Source organism: Acetobacter sp. DsW_063, assembly GCF_002153745.1.
In the GTDB taxonomy this organism is placed as follows: Bacteria; Pseudomonadota; Alphaproteobacteria; order Acetobacterales; family Acetobacteraceae; genus Acetobacter.
Genome location: NZ_JOPL01000041.1, coordinates 1 through 15598, shown reverse-complemented (window position 1 = coordinate 15598; position 15598 = coordinate 1). Strand labels below are relative to the sequence as shown.

The 15598-nt window shown below is 60.7% G+C and carries 11 protein-coding genes; 6 read left to right on the top strand and 5 right to left on the bottom strand.

The features are described from left to right. Window positions 1-281 precede the first annotated feature (281 nt). Entirely contained in the window at window positions 282-716 is a 435-nt protein-coding gene (locus tag HK28_RS07575; protein WP_086643995.1) for a hypothetical protein, read from the bottom strand. Between the two features lie 162 nt (window positions 717-878). Between HK28_RS07575 and metH the strand changes: the two genes are divergently transcribed. Continuing rightward, a complete protein-coding gene (gene metH / locus HK28_RS07570) occupies window positions 879-4397 on the top strand; it encodes a methionine synthase (RefSeq protein WP_086643994.1) in 3519 nt (1172 codons plus the stop codon). A gap of 38 nt (window positions 4398-4435) precedes the next feature. On the opposite strand, the gene HK28_RS07565 is transcribed toward metH, so the two are convergent. Continuing rightward, window positions 4436-5932, bottom strand: coding sequence for a diguanylate cyclase domain-containing protein (locus HK28_RS07565; protein ID WP_158093419.1), 1497 nt, complete (start codon window positions 5930-5932; stop codon window positions 4436-4438). Window positions 5933-6622: 690 nt separating this feature from the next. Here HK28_RS07565 and HK28_RS07560 point away from each other — a divergent pair. Beyond that, the gene (locus HK28_RS07560) at window positions 6623-7240 is read left to right on the top strand and encodes a glutathione S-transferase family protein (protein WP_086644018.1); all 618 of its coding nucleotides are present in this window, start codon (window positions 6623-6625) and stop codon (window positions 7238-7240) included. A gap of 51 nt (window positions 7241-7291) precedes the next feature. After that, window positions 7292-8203, top strand: a complete 912-nt coding sequence (locus HK28_RS07555) for a bile acid:sodium symporter family protein (protein WP_086643992.1) — start codon at window positions 7292-7294, stop codon at window positions 8201-8203. A gap of 470 nt (window positions 8204-8673) precedes the next feature. Here HK28_RS07555 and radA read toward each other — a convergent pair whose 3' ends face one another. Then, entirely contained in the window at window positions 8674-10074 is a 1401-nt protein-coding gene (radA, locus tag HK28_RS07550) for a DNA repair protein RadA (RefSeq protein WP_086643991.1), read from the bottom strand. Between the two features lie 167 nt (window positions 10075-10241). On the opposite strand from radA, the gene HK28_RS14275 reads away from it, so the two are divergent. The 3 genes from HK28_RS14275 (at window position 10242) to HK28_RS13975 (ending at window position 13266) form a co-directional block, all read left to right on the top strand. Next, window positions 10242-10685, top strand: coding sequence for a hypothetical protein (locus HK28_RS14275; RefSeq protein WP_233140418.1), 444 nt, complete (start codon window positions 10242-10244; stop codon window positions 10683-10685). A gap of 87 nt (window positions 10686-10772) precedes the next feature. Next, on the top strand, window positions 10773-13058 hold the full coding sequence (locus HK28_RS07540) for a ComEC/Rec2 family competence protein (protein WP_233140417.1): 2286 nt from the start codon (window positions 10773-10775) through the stop codon (window positions 13056-13058). A 34-nt stretch (window positions 13059-13092) separates the two neighbouring features. Next, a complete protein-coding gene (locus HK28_RS13975; RefSeq protein WP_158093418.1) occupies window positions 13093-13266 on the top strand; it encodes a hypothetical protein in 174 nt (57 codons plus the stop codon). Between the two features lie 449 nt (window positions 13267-13715). Here the strand turns inward: HK28_RS13975 and HK28_RS07535 are convergent, their stop codons facing one another. Together HK28_RS07535 and HK28_RS07530 are read right to left on the bottom strand one after the other, a co-directional pair. Then, window positions 13716-14246, bottom strand: a complete 531-nt coding sequence (locus HK28_RS07535) for a DUF2501 domain-containing protein (protein ID WP_086644016.1) — start codon at window positions 14244-14246, stop codon at window positions 13716-13718. A 258-nt stretch (window positions 14247-14504) separates the two neighbouring features. Continuing rightward, window positions 14505-15386: a GyrI-like domain-containing protein gene (locus HK28_RS07530; protein WP_233140416.1), complete on the bottom strand. Its 882-nt coding sequence runs from the start codon at window positions 15384-15386 to the stop codon at window positions 14505-14507. Between the last annotated feature and the right edge of the window lie 212 nt (window positions 15387-15598).

Here is a 15598-nt window from a genome sequence, read left to right as displayed (position 1 = left end):
GGCCGCCAGCGTCAGAACCTGCGGGGTCACGGTCTGATGCGCCGGAGTCATGATCGACTGGATCCACGGAGTGTCCTCATAAACTGCTCTTCGCCCTTCGCGTCGTAACGGAGGACCAACTGCCTCTACCACACAAAGCGTGAACTCGCCTCGCTTTATATTATGATGGCGCAGCTTCGAAGCGCGCAGGTTATGAACAATAACGTTTCGATACTTAGATTGCGTAAAGAGACAGTCGTGCCCGCAGCCGGTGCGTCACAGAGGCGTGAATATCGTCGCATTCACGGTCGTGACTCTGTTCGAATCGCGAATAACGTCGGCAAAGCGGACTCGGCGCGAAGAGCATTTGCGACGGTTTCGACTGCGTCATTTGGCACAGCAACGACGACGCGGCGAAAAAAACCACAACGCCCTCGCGCGCGATCCTGGATCAGCGCGAGCAGCGTTCTGGTCGCTTCGCGCCGCGGGCTGCAACAGACGCATGCAGGGGCGTGCTGGTTAGCAGAAACGTCACCATGCGTGTCGGTCGCCGCGAAGCGAAGGTTGCTCCCGACTGCGCCCAATGGTCGCGCCGCCGCCCAGTCCGTCCCTGCGCCTGTCAGCGTCTCGGCGGCTGTGTGGACCAGAGCAATGTCTCGGCGTAGGCCGGTCGCTATCTGCGCCACGTCGTTGGCGTCGATCACATCCAGCGGCAATCTGCGATCAGACTCAGTCATGGTGCGCCGCCTTCGGTGCTTCCGTCCCGCCGAGCCGTTCTTTCTGGACAGCGTCGATGGCCTCTGTGATAACCGCCTCCCCGGCGTCGGGCCGCCCGTTCGGGGCCGCCCGCGCTTTCGTCCAAGCGACGACACCGTCGTGGCTGTATTATATAGAGACCAATGACAGCGGCAAAACCCCCACGCCCCCGCCTGATGGACGCCCTTCGCGAGCAGGTGCTGCTTTGTGATGGCGGCATGGGGTCGCGCGTGCAGGTCCTCGATCTCGACACCGAGCGCGACTACTGGGGGCAGGAGAACTGCACCGAGATCTTGAACCTGTCTCGCCCGGAGCTGATTCGCGAGATTCATCGCGGATACTACGAAGCTGGCGCTGACATGGTCGAGACCAACAGTTTTGGTGGCTCGCCCATAACGCTGGCCGAATTCGGATTGCAGGACCGCGCGAGAGAGATCAACCGTATCGCCGCGACGCTCGCGCGCGAGGCGGCGGACAGCTTTGACGATGATCGTCATCGTTACGTGATCGGTTCCGTCGGGCCGGGCACCAAGCTGCCCTCGCTGGGCAATATCGATTACGACACGCTGGAAGCCGGCCTTGCCGAGCAGGGACGCGGGCTGATCGAGGGTGGCGTAGACGCCGTTCTGATCGAAACCTGTCAGGACACGTTGCAGATCAAGGCGGCGGTCAACGGCATGAAGATTGCGCGGGCGGAGCTTGGCGCGGATACGCCAATCTTCGTGCAGGTGACGGTCGAGACGACCGGGACCCTGCTGGTCGGTCCCGACATCGCCGCCGCGGCGACTGTCATCCACAGCCTGGATGTTGATCTGGTCGGGCTTAACTGCGCCACCGGCCCGCAGGAGATGGCGGAACACGTCAAATGGCTGTCGCAGAACTGGCCGGGCATGCTGTCGGTGCAGCCGAACGCCGGTCTGCCGGAACTGGTCGACGGGAAGACGCATTATCCCCTCGGTCCAGACGAGATGGCGAGCTGGGTTGAACGGTTCGTCGTCGAGGACGGCCTCAACATCGTTGGCGGATGCTGCGGCACATCGACGCCGCACATCGCGGGACTGGACGCCATGCTCCGGCGCCGGGCTGAGGGAACCGGACGTCATCGGCCCGCACCCACGCCGCGTAAGCCGATCTGGACGCCATCCGTCGCCAGCCTCTACAGCCAGACGCCGTTGCGTCAGGAGAATGCGTATTTTTCGATTGGCGAGCGCTGCAACGCCAACGGGTCGAAGAAGTGGCGCGAGCTTCAGGAAGCGCACGACTGGGACGGCTGCGTCGCGATCGGCCGTGAGCAGGTCGCGGAGGGCTCCAACTCTCTCGACGTTTGCACCGCCTTCGTAGGGCGTGACGAGCAGGCGGAGATGAACGAGGTCATCCGGCGTTTCACGTCGTCGGTGAACGCACCGCTTGTGATCGATTCCACCGAAACGCCGGTCATCGAGGCGGCGCTGAAGCTGCATGGCGGCAAGCCGATCATCAACTCGATCAACTTCGAGGACGGCGAGCACATTGCGCATGAGCGCATGAAGCTTGCCAAGAAATTCGGCGCCGCCGTGGTCGCGCTGACCATCGACGAAGTGGGTATGGCGAAGACGCCGGAGGACAAGCTGCGTATCGCGACGCGGCTCGTCGAATTCGCGTGCGACAAATACGGTCTGCCGCAGTCGGACCTGTTGATAGATCCGCTGACCTTCACCATCGCCACGGGTGTGGAGGACGATCGCAAACTGGGTCAGTGGACGCTGGAAGGCATCCGTCTGATCCGCGAGCGGTTTCCGGACATCCAGATCGTGCTGGGTTTGTCGAACATTTCGTTTGGTCTGAATCCGGCGGCGCGCGCGGTTCTGAACTCCGTGTTCCTCGATCACGCGGTTCGTGCGGGGATGACTGGCGCGATCGTGCACGTGTCCAAAATCCGACCGCTGCATATGATCGCGGAAGAAGAAGTGCGGGTCGCCGAAGACCTGATATTCGACCGTCGCTCCGAGGGGTACGACCCGCTTCAGCGCCTGCTGGAGCTATTCGCGGGACGCAAAGCGGCGGACGCCGTCAAGAAGCAGCGTGCGGAGACCGCGCCGGAGCGTCTTCGCGACCGCATTGTGGATGGCGACCGCAAAGGCCTGGAGGACGATCTGGCCGAGGCGATGCGCGAGATGCCGCCGCTGGACATCATCAACACCGTCCTGCTCGACGGCATGAAAGTGGTCGGAGAGCTGTTCGGCTCCGGCAAGATGCAGCTTCCGTTCGTGCTGCAGTCTGCAGAGACGATGAAAGCGGCGGTCGCCTATCTGGAGCCGCATATGGAGCGGCTAGAGGGGCAAGCGCGCGGGACCATCGTGCTGGCGACGGTGAAGGGCGACGTGCATGACATCGGCAAGAACCTTGTCGATATTATCCTGACGAACAACGGGTACCGGGTGATCAATCTGGGCATCAAGGTGCCTGTGGCCGACATGATCGAATCAGCGCGCGCCGAGCGTGCGAACGCCATAGGCATGTCCGGGCTTCTAGTGAAATCGACTGTCATCATGAGGGAAAATCTCGAAGAGATATCCCGTCAGGGCCTCGATCTTCCGGTGATTCTCGGCGGCGCGGCGCTGACGCGCAACTATGTCGAGGAAGATTGCGTCGCCGCCTACGGGACGAGCGGGCGCGTGGCCTACGCGCGGGACGCATTCGACGGACTGGCGCTGATGGATCACATCGCGCAGGACAAATTCGACGATTACCTCGCCGCGATTGCGCGTCGACGCGAGGGCAAGTCCACGCGCCGGACCGAGCGAACGCCGGAAAGCGCAGAGACCCGCGGGTTCGGCCCGGTTGACGTTGCTGCGGCGCAGGAGCGCCGGCATGGCATAACGCGGGGCGAACCGGTTGTGACGCCGCCGTTCTGGGGCGCGCGGGTTATCGAGGCCGAGACGAACGCGGTTCTGCCGTTCCTGAATGAACGGTCGCTGTATCAGTTCCAATGGGGGTTCCGAAAACAGGGCCGATCTTTGGAGGAGTTTCTGGGGTGGGCGCGGCAGGAACTGCGCCCGGTGCTTCGCCGGATGTTGGCTTTGGCGGAGGCTGACGACATTCTTCGTCCGCGCGCGTCCTACGGGTATTGGAAAGCTGCCGGGCAAGGCAATGATCTGATCCTGTTTGAGGAGGACGGAGCGACGGAAGTCGCGCGATTCCTGATGCCGCGGCAGCCTCGCGCGGACGGTGAATGCATCGCCGATTTCGTGCGCGACGTGGACGATGCTGAGCGCGATGTGATCGGCCTTCAGGTCGTGACCGTCGGTCAGAAGGCGTCCGATATGGCGCGCGACTGGTTCGAGAAAAACCGTTATCAGGACTATCTGTATCTGCACGGTCTTTCGGTCGAGATCGCCGAGGCGATGGCGGAGTACACGCACAAACGCATTCGCGCAGAACTTGGGTTCTCAGGCGAAGATGCGCGTGAGATGGATGCTTTGCTGGGGCAGGGGTATCGCGGGTCGCGGTACTCTTTCGGATATCCGGCCTGCCCGAGACTTGAGGATCAGGAGCCGATCCTCAAGCTGCTGAACGCCGATCGCATCGGGGTCTCTTTGTCGGATGGGTATCAACTCCATCCTGAGCAATCGACATCAGCGTTGGTGATCCTCAATCCAAAAGCGAAGTATTTTACGATTTGAGGATTTTTGCGCGTCTGGCTGGAAACGACTGCGATCGTTCAGGCGGTGATGTTCCGGTCACTCGCGCGTCTGTATTGTAGGGCTGGTGGCGCTTCCCCGGCCGCGATCATTTTCTCGAACAGCGTATAACCGTCCCGGCCGGACGCCTTGGTCGTGTAAAGGGCGGTGTCGGCCTTGCGCATCAACACCTCGGCCGAATGCCCTCCGGGTCTCATCGTCACCGCGCCGATGCTCGCCGTCACGACGTGCAGGGCCCCAGCGATGTTGTAAGGTTCCCGAAGCGCCTGGCAGATGGTTTCGCAAAATGCGTCGAGTTGCTGCGTGGAGAATTCTCCGGGCACGACCAGGGCGAATTCGTCGCCTCCGAAGCGCCCGGCGCGTCCTTGCCGGTCTCGCGTGAGCCTTGAAATTCTGGAGCAAAACGCTCTGAGAAACTCGTCGCCAGCGTGATGACCAAGGTTGTCGTTCACGGCCTTGAAGTTATCAACGTCGATGAACAGAAGGACGCCGTGGATACGGCTCGTCACCATCAGTCTGAGGGCGGTTTCGAACGTTTTTCGGTTCATCGTGGATGTTAGGGCGTCGTGCGACGCGATGTACTCAAGGTGCTCCTTCATTCTCAAAAGTCGACGAGTATTTTCACGAATTCTCTTTACGGCGTTATTGACAGGGACTGCAGCCAGCAAGAGCGAGAACAGGAATGGCTGAAGCATGTCTTCCCGCATGAGGCGCCCATCCGGGGACAGCCGGGCGATGGGGCCGAAGCCATGGGCGGTGAACGCAGAGGCCAGAATTGCGACGAAAAAAATCGAGGTCAGCACTGCGGCGGGACTGGCGCGAAACGCCAGCCATGCGAGCGCCGGATAAAGAAACAGGAACAGGGGTGAGTGCGCCCAGACAAAACTGAGGATAGTCAGCGCCAGACATGGCAGCAGCCCCGTCAAGGCGTTGGTCGTCATCCGGTAAGCAGCGCCCCTCGATGAGCACGAACGCGCCAGTTGCAGCAGCGGCGACGTGGCGAGAGTGAGGCCCAGAGCATCGCAGAAGGTCCACTGCGCCCACTCGGCGAAAGGCGCTGCCGGATCATCCAGGAACAAGGTTTCGATCGTGACGCCGATACCGGCCTCAAGCCCGGAGGTAAACAGGGCTACCCCGGCGAACGCCGCGAAGCGTCGGGGGTGCGTCAGATCGGTCCGTGCTCCGCAAAAACGGCGGGTCAATGGCGCGGCTGCGATGGGTTGGGCGATGTTGAGCAGGCAGGTCAGGAGAGCTTCGCCTGGGGTGTAAGCGCTGTAAGTGTTGATGAAATAGTTGATCGCGGCGCACGCGACGGTAACGGCGGCCGCTTGTCGCGCGGGCAGCGTCAGCATCGCGGCCAGCATCGCGGCGTTGGCGGGCCAGAATGATGAATAGCCGGAGTCGTCAGTGCACAGAAAGCGTGTGACGATGGCGCTGGCCGCGAACATGATGACCAGCAAAACACCTGCACGAACTCCGCGTCTGGCTTCGGCTGGTCGGCAGGGTTTCCAGACCAAGGAATGATGTCTCCGGGCGGCCATAATGGCGGCCGCGTTTATAACGCACATTGGTTCAAAGGATATTAGAAATTCGCATGATTCGATTTGATTTCGAAATTTAAAATTCGTTAGACGGGGGACCTCTTTGGCGACGTGGTGTGGGATTGATTTACTTTGTATATTACTGAATGGTTGTTTTTTTGAATAGAAATTTCGATAAGCTCAACGTTGAGAAAATTTTCTTGTTATCGCGGCGTCGAGGGTATGTGAAATTATTTAGAATTATTTCGAAATAAACAAATATTGTCATCATTGATACGCGAGATGGCGCTTGTGTGACGTTACGTCAGGAATTCGATATGCGCGCCGACGTATTACGAAAATTTCCTTAAATACTACGTGCTAAGCGCTTCGGCTCGGCCGCGCGTCGCGTTACTCGTCCTGGATGGCGGCTCTGAGAGAACTGTGGCGTGCTACAACGTCATCGAAGGCGAGCTTCACGTCGCCCCGCATGAGAGTGCTGGTGTGAGGATTTGGTTCGCTGAGAGCAGCTCTTGTGGACACGAACCGAAGCGCTTCCGCTTTAGTGAAGGCATGCGGTGCGCTCCACTCTCAGTCGCCGCAGGCGTGTCTGTGATCCCGGCGCCGGACTTTGCAGCGGCGCCCAAAAATGGAAGGATCGCGGCGTTTCAGGAGCGGAGCCTTTTTATGCGTCTTGTCGGTATGCTGGACTCGCCGTTCGTGCGCCGGGTGGCGATTTCGTTCGAACTGATGGGGCTATCGTTTGACCATGAAGCCGTGTCCGTTATTCGGACTTTCGACGCATTCAGTCAGATCAATCCGGTCGTGAAGGCGCCGACGCTCATCCTCGACGATGGAACGACGCTGATGGAATCGTCGCTGATCCTTGATTATGGAGAGGCGCTTGTAACGGAGGAGCGACGCCTGCTGCCTGTCACGGCGCCCGAACGGCTCCGTTGCCTTCACCTGATGGGTCTGGCCCTCGCGGCCTGCGAGAAGACGGTGCAGATCGTCTACGAGGTGCATCTGCGCGCCGAAACCGAGCGTTCAAGGCCGTGGCTCGATCGGGTGACGCGACAGTTGCTCGCGGCGTATGCGGGCCTTGATAAAGCTCTGAGGTCTGCGGGAGAGGGCTGGGCGCTGGGCGAACGCTTCACTCAGGCGGACGTCACGGTTGGCGTCGCCTGGCGCTTTACGCAGGACGTCGCAGCGGAGTATGTGCAGGCGGCGTCTTTTCCAGCGGTTGCGCGCCTTGCCGCCCGCGCCGAACAAACGCCAGCGTTCCGCGCCTGGCCGCCTGTCTGAGGGATTGGGGGTGCGCCTGTTGCAGTCAATGAACGCCATGGGCGTCGGTCGATGCTGACGCGTCTTTTTCCGGTCTGGGCCTGTCTGGTTTCGTTTGCCGCCATTACGTGGTCAGGTCCCTTCGTTGTGATGGCGCCGGCGGTGACGCCGCTGCTTGCGTTCATCATGTTCGCCATGGGGGTGACGCTGACGCCTGCCGATTTTGCACGCGTCGCCCGCCGCCCGTGGCCGGTTCTGGCAGGCGTGGGGCTGCATTACCTCGTCATGCCCTTGGCGGCGTGGGGGATCGCGCACATTCTCTCGATGCCGCCTGCGTTGGCTGCGGGAATGGTGCTTGTCGGTTGCGTCGCCAGCGGCACTGCGTCGAATGTGATGATCTATCTGTCAAAGGGCGATGTCGCGCTTTCTGTCAGCATCAGCACAGCTTCCACGCTCGTCGGAATTGTCGCCACGCCTCTATTGACGCGGCTGTATGTCTCCGCCGACGTGGCTGTGGATAGCTGGGGCTTGTTCCGCAGCATCGTGACGATAGTCGCTGCGCCGATCATGCTTGGGCTGGTGCTGAACCGTGCGGCTCCGAAACTCGTGCGTGTCGTCGAGCCTGCGTTGCCGCTGGTGGCGATGGCGTCGATCCTGATTATCATCGCTTGCATCGTTGCGTTGACGCGGCCTGCCCTTGTGTCTGTGGGACCGATCATTCTGGTCGGCGTGATCGCGCACAACGCCATTGGCCTTCTGGGCGGCTATTGGGGCGGGCGGTTGTTGGGCTTCGACGAATCAGTCTGTCGAACACTGGCGCTGGAAGTCGGGATGCAGAATTCCGGGCTGGCGGCGACGCTGGGGCGCTTGTATTTTTCTCCGCTCGCGGCGTTGCCGGGCGCGGTATTTTCAATCTGGCACAATATTTCGGGGTCGTTGTTGGCGTCGTTCTGGTCAGGGCGGCCGCCGAAACTGCGTAAGTGACTACTCCAGAGGATATTTACCCGCCGATGATAGATGTTTCGCGAGAAATGCAATTTTTTGTCGAAGGAAAAGGTGAAGAGAAACTGAAGGTCGCCTTGTCGTAGCCGTCATCTCGTTTGATTTTTATTGCGCGTGTTTGCATTAAAGATGGATTTTGTAATTTTTTCTGCTTGTGAATGCCCAATTGGAGAGCGCTTGCAGAGCATTATGTTTTCCACTTGCGATAGATCTAAACTATTAAGTGGCGTCTCAAAGAGATTGAATTTTTCGATAGACCGATTTTTTAAATTATGTTTTGAAACCGCATCGTTTCCAATCGCCGTGGCTGTCGAAGGTATTTTCCTCGTCGTCTACTGATACACCGCGTTGCCCGAGCCGATCTGAAATCACCATCTGGCCGACGTCAGCTCTAAGGATTTTGATGCAACCGCGGCTTATACCGTCGCGAATTATTGTCGGCGAAAGCCCGCTTACTCCGCCTCCGCTCCATTCGCCCCCATTTCAGCCACCAAATCCGACAAATGCCCGAGTTCGTTCAGCGTAAGACCTGCAGGCGGCCGGGCGCGCGCGCTCGTGGCGCGCGCGACGCGACGAGGCAGCACCGCCAGTTCAAACCCGAGTTTCTGGGCTTCCTTCAGTCTTGCGTCAGCCTGCGGCACCTGCCGGATTTCACCTGACAGGCCGACCTCGCCGAAATAAACCGACCCGGCGCTCGTTGGCTGCCCGGTCGCTGCAGATATCAACGCGGCGGCGACCGCGAGATCAGCGGCAGGTTCCGTGACGCGCAGACCGCCCGCGAAGTTGAGGTAAACGTCCATTGTCGAAAGTTTGAGCCCGCATCGAGTCTCAAGCACCGCGAGCAGCATGGCGAGACGTCCCGTATCCCAGCCGATCACTGCCCGGCGTGGGGCGTTGTCGCCAGCCTTTGGCGAGAGCAGAGCCTGAACCTCCAGCAATACGGGACGCGTGCCCTCCAGTCCGGCGAAAACAGCGGAGCCTGCGATATTACCGCGTCGTTCGGCAAGAAACAGGGCAGAGGGGTTGGGAACTTCAACCAGCCCTCGATCCGTCATCGCGAACACGCCGATTTCGTCCGTGGCGCCAAAACGGTTCTTGGCTGCGCGCAGGATGCGGAACTGATGCCCGCGGTCGCCTTCGAAATACATGACTGCGTCGACCATGTGCTCCATCACGCGTGGTCCCGCCAGCGCGCCGTCCTTCGTGACGTGGCCGACGAGCACAAGGCTGAAGCCACGCTTTTTGGCGAGGCGTATCAGTTCGAACGAACAGGCGCGGACCTGCGCGACCGAGCCGGGCGCGCTGTCGACGGTGTCCAGCCACATCGTCTGAATCGAATCTATGACGACAAGCGCGACGTCCGATTCATTTTCGAGTGTTGAGACGATGTCCGACACGTTGATGGAGGCGGCAAGTTGCAGGGCGGGCGCCTCAAGCTCCAGCCGTTGCGCGCGCATGCGGATCTGGTCGATTGCTTCTTCGCCCGAGATGTAGATGACGCGTTGTCCGCCGAGCGCGAGGCGGCACGCCGTTTGTAACAGCAGAGTCGATTTGCCGATGCCGGGATCGCCTCCGACGAGCACGACGGACGCGGCGACAAGACCGCCGCCCAGAACCCGGTCCAGTTCGTCGATGCCCGTCGCCCGTCTTGGAGGCGGCGATGCGGAGCCCGTCAGCCCCTCAAGGCTGATCCCGGTTTTTGTGGCGCGTCTTCTGGATGCGGCAGCGGTGGGCTCCACCGTCTCCTCGACGATGGTGTTCCACTCGCCACAGGCGTCGCACCTGCCTGACCACTTTGGATAGACGGCGCCGCATGACTGGCAGACGAAACGTTGGGTGGGTCGTTTGGACAAAAAGATACATCCTCTGGGCCAAAAGCGGCGGCAGTCCCTTTTGTTAGTCGATCATCGTCGCGAGGCAAATTTTTAGGGCGCGATGCGGTTTTGTGGCATTGTATTTCCGATCAGTCTCTAGGATATTCGGGCGCGGATGTTCAGGAAACTATCAGGGAGATTGAGGCGTGATCCGAGTTAAAGCGAGCACGTCTTCCGGCAAGGCCGCTGCAGTCAAAGCAACTCCCACGCGCTCGACGCCGAAAGCTCGTGTCGTTGCAGCGCCTGCGAAGAAGATTAGTGCGTTTTCGAAACGGAAATCCTCGCCAGTCAGGGCGAAGACAATTGAAGAAGTGGTGGCTGTTGAGGTTGCCGCTCGTGTCCCTGCAGTGCGTGAGGCCCTGTATTTCGATGCGCAGTGGTACCTTGATGCTTATCCCGACGTAAATCAGGCGGGGGTCGACCCGGCGTCCCACTACAGGGAGAGTGGATTTCGGGAAGGGCGTCAGCCGAACGCGGCTTTCAACGGCAAGGCGTACATCGCCGCCAACCCGGACCTCGCCGGGTATGAAAACGATCCCTTCATGCACTACGTGTTTTTTGGGGCGGCGGAGGGGCGGCCACTCTCCTGAGTCCTCGTAGCCTGCCGCTGTGCCGTTCTAAAAAAAAGTGCGATGTGGCGCTCGAGGCGCCGCTCTACTGCAAGTGAGGCGGCGTCGTTGAGCCGCCTTTTTCTTTTTCTCCTCTCGGAACGACACAGGTTGCCGCTCTGGCTTCCCGTTGGCATGGCCATTGGGGTGTTGCTCTATTTGGGGCCGCGCGAGGAGCCTACGCCTTGGGCGGCTCTGGTGGCGGCGGCAATGGGCGTCGCGCTGCTTGCGGCGGGTTGGAGGCGGCTGGAGGCGCGGTTGCCGGGGGCGGCGGCGCTGTCGATTTCGATCGGTTTTCTCGCGGCATGGTCAAGTGCGCATCGCCAGCCGCCTGTGCCGGAATTGCCTCGCCGGGCAGTTTATGTGACCGGGCGAGTGGACGCTGTGGACACGCTGGCCCCGCGTTCTGGAGATTCAGCCGACCCGTCTCTACGCCGAGTTACGCTTGGGCGCGCGCTGTTCGAGACTCCGCAAGATGAAGGGATGCTCCCCTTGCGGCGCTCGTTACGGATACGATTGCGGGGCGACGACGTGGCGGTCCTCGCTCCCGGAGATCAGATAAGGGTGCGGGCGCTTTTGCGTCCGCCGCCGTTTCCGGCGCTTCCTGGTATGCGCGATCAGCAGCGGGAGGCCTGGTTCTCCGGCCTTGCAGGGGGAGGGCGAGCCCTGGGTCCGGTGGAGAAAGGCGTTGCAGAGGACACAGGGTTTTCAGATGACCCGTCCGTAGAGAGCCGCGCAGCGCATACGGTGACCGCAGGCGGCGGCGCGATGGACCGCAAAACGACGGACGCGGCCATCGGGCGGTTGTCTCTCTCTGGTGAGGGCGTTTCGGCGGCGTCGTCCCTGGAAACCGTGCGAGAGATCATCGCCGCTCGGATACGTGCCGTGCTGCCAGACGCGCGAGGCGCAATCGCGGCGACGGTGCTTGTGGGGCTTTCCAGCGCTATACCCGCCGCTGATCGGGGGGCGTTCGCTGCGTCGGGGCTTGCGCATCTTTTGGCGGTGGCGGGGCTTCATCTTGGAATCGTTATCGGTCTGATCATGGCGGCGGTCCGAACCGGTCTGGCTTTGTGGGAGTGGGCCGCGCTCCGTCTGCCATGCAAAGAGATCGCCGCAGTAGCGGGATTGCTTGGCGGCGCGATTTACGTTGCTCTCACAGGAATGCATTTGCCTGCGCTGCGCAGTCTCGTGATGGCGGGTTTGGTCGTGCTGGCGCTTCTGACCGGCAGGCGCGCCGCCTCAATGCGCGGCTTGGCCACGGCGGCGGCGGTGCTTTTGCTTACCGGTCCTGCTGAGCTGTTGAACGCGCCGTTTCAGATGTCGATTGCGGCGGTCATGGCTCTGATCGCGGGATATGAAACACTCCGCAAACCGCTTCTGCGGTTGTACGGCGATGGTGGATTGGGACGGCGTCTGCTCGTTCACGTCGTGATGCTCGGCCTGACCAGTTTGCTGGCCGGATTGACGACTTTGCCGGTGTCGGTGGCGCATTTCGGTGAAATTCAGCCATTTTTCGTTTTGGCGAACCTGATCGCCGTGCCGCTGACAGCACTGTGGGTAATGCCTGCCGGATTGATCGCGGTCGTAATCATGCCGCTGCATCTGGAGGCGGCGCCGTTGCATTTTATGGGAGAGGGACTCTCGGTCATTCTCTGGTTCGCTCGTATGGTCGCAGCGTGGCCCGCCGCACGTATTGCGACGCCACTGACGCCTGCGTGGGGGCTCGCCGCATTTCTGCTGGGGTTGTGCTGGCTGTGTCTTTGGTCGCGCCGCTGGCGCCTGTTGGGGCTGGCGCCGATGCTGGTCGGGTGTCTGTCGCCTTTTCTGGTCGTGCCACCCGACATCGTTGTGGCGGCGGATGGCGGTGTGATTGGCGTGCGCGACGGCGGCAGACTTTATGTCGCAGGCCGTTCGCGAGACGCGTGGGTCGAACGCGAAGCGTGGAAACAGGCTTTCGCGCTGCCTCTGGGCGACCTGCCGCAGGCAGGAGGGCAAACGCAGGATGGAGCGGCGACATGCGGAGAGGACGGCGCGTCGGGCGTCTGCGTTTTCACACGGGGCGGGCGCTCGGTCCTGCTACGCGTTGAGGACAACAGCGATGGCGCCGTCACATTGCCTGCGTCGCTGTGCGTCGGCATGGATCTGTTCGTCACGGTCAGCCCTGCGCGCGCATCCTGTCCCGGCGTGCGCGCCATCGACCGTTTCACGGTTTGGCGGGAGGGGGCGCAGGCCGTGTGGCTGGAGGGAGCGCATATGCGCGTTCTTTCGGATTCTGCGTGGACCGGGCGGCGGTTATGGACGATGCGCCCCGGAGGGCACGGGACGCCGAATTTGCCGATGGCGGAGGAGGAATAGCGGGTTTGGGCTTGCTGCGGGATGGGAACGCAGGGTGGCAAATTCGCGAGCGACTACGTCTGGTAGCGTAGTGGCGATGAAGGCGTATGGCGGCTTTGCGTTGTTTGAGAAGTGCGAACGGAATTTTTACAGCGGCGACATGGCGCTCGGTTTGCAGGGATGGGGCGCTCGTCATCGGGATTTCGGCGTGGCGGCGCGAATTGCGTAGAACTGCATCGTGACGGGTGGATCAATTTTTTCAGATTGAACAGCTTGCTATCACAGCGAGATGAAGCCTGTTCCTGAGTCATTGTCTGCGGATAAAGTTTTCGGAAAAAACGTTTGGGGGCATGCGGTTCGCCGCATCGCGGGAAACTTGCTTCACAAAAGCATCATGACGGAGGCTGTATATCCACATCTGGTTCGGAAAAATCGTTTTGAGTTTCAACGCAATTTTCGTCCCTAAAACGAACAATATCTTTTTTTGTTATGCTCACCCGGAACGACATTGGCTGATAAAATGTCCTGATAGCGTTACAACAGGGAGCGGTCATTCTGCGAGACCGCCCCCTGTTGTCACCTTTTTCTGAGTTGAACGCTGGGGCGTCTAAGTCGGCTGCATCACGTTCTTGCGCGGCCTGGCGCCAGCGAGCGCGACTTTTACCCCGGCGGGAGGCGTCAGTCAGAGAGCGATTGGCCCTTCTTCACCAGATCGCTGCACAGCTCCACGCGCTTCGACTTGTTGAGCGTGGAGATGTCGAACGGCGTGCTGGAACCATTCTGCAGCAGACCTTGGCCACCGATCGAGTACCCCTGGTCGTTCTTTACGTCGTCACGCTTCGCAAGGTTGCGCGCCGTGCTGCGTGCGGTCGTGCTGTTCACCAGTTTTTTGCTGATGCAATAGGAGAGCAAACCGGTCACGTTGCCAGTGCTCGCGGAAGACAGGGACGGGAGGCCGTTTTCATCCAGAGCCCCAGGCGTTGCGCTGGTTGTGCTGCCGGTGACCCCCTTCACGATCTGCGTTCCTTTCGTCGCCAGATTGGAAGCAGGGTCGGTAGGAGCCGTCACGGGCACGCTGCCCGCAGGCTGCGTGGAGAGGACTGTGCCCGCTGGAAGCTGCGCAGCTGCGCTCTGCGCGTGTGCGGCTCCGACGGCGGAAAACGCGAGTCCGCAGACGGCGCCGAGGGCGATGTACTGAGTCTTCAGCATAAGAAAGCCTTTCAAAATCCGATCGAACCACTGCACGAATGCGGCGCAAGGCCGCGATCTCGGCGGGGCGTCGTGCTTCTGAAACGGCAAGATACAGCTGGAGTTCTTTTCGAAATCGTTTCAATTCTTCCGACTGAGCGTTCGTTGCACGGACGATGTGCGGAGTTCACTACAGTGGCCGTGTAGTCTTCAGGAGAGGCAATACTGGTGTCGCGTGAGAATAGCGACCTGATTACCCCGTCATCCAATCGCCACCCTTCAAACGAGAGGGAGGAACACGTCCGTCACGGTCTCATTTTCTGGCGCATCGGGATAAAACGTGACGCGTTGGCAAAACAGGGGAAAGTCGCGCAATTCTTCTCCACTGCCGGGTAGCCAGTCCCGGTAGAGAAAAGTCGCCGGATTCTCTAGGTCGTCGCTGCTCCCGATGACGCGCAAGACGGCGCAACGCCCTCCAGGAATCAGAGCCGACGTCACACGATCATCGTTGGACGGGATCGGCCCGGTCGTTGCGGCGCATAAGCCGAGGCGAAACTGGTTCGGTGGCGTTCTTTGAGGGTCGCAATAGAATATCGTAAAAGTGTCGCTCATCGCCTTTCCCAATCCCACGGATCGGCGCCACGTGACGAACCGCCTGATCGTGTCGGGAATGCCGTGGGGATCGCCCAGATGGGTCATGACGGCGACTGCAGTGGAAGGAAAATCGCGGATAACGACGTCGCTCAGAGTGTAATTCGCCATATTCTGGCTCCTTGCGTCGATGAATGGGTCAAAGGCCGCACGCCACGTTTTCCAGTCCGGAGCTTTTCGAAAATCGGTGGGCGACTGGCTGAATCGCTGCCTGAAAGCGCGAGCGAAAGCATCCGGGGTCTGATATCCGGCGTCCAGTGCGATTTCTGTGACGCTCGCCGCGGTATGAAACGCCAGATGGTGCGAAGCCCGCCGCATTCGGGCGAGTTGGACGTAGCGATGGGTGGAGAGGCCGAAGGTCGCCGCGAACTGGCGGTGGAAGTGGTGTTTCGAGAAAGCGGCGACAGCGCTCAGCGCATCAAGGCTCAGATCGTCGTCCAGATGACGGTCGATGTGGTCGAGCACGCGCCGCATCCTTGTCTGATACTGTCCGCGAGCGGCTTCGGTCATGGGGTCCTCCGTGGCGAAGGCAGTTAAGCAGGCCCGCGTTCCATCCGCTCGGCAGATATTGCTATAAGCATGACCGGCTTTCGGTCCGACGAGCCTCTCGCTCCAAAATCTTATATGGGATGAACTTCGTTGGCGCTTGACGCCCCCGGTCATTCGCGACACCTCAACGCCCAACGCCCAACGCCCAACGCCCAACGCCCAACGCCCAACGC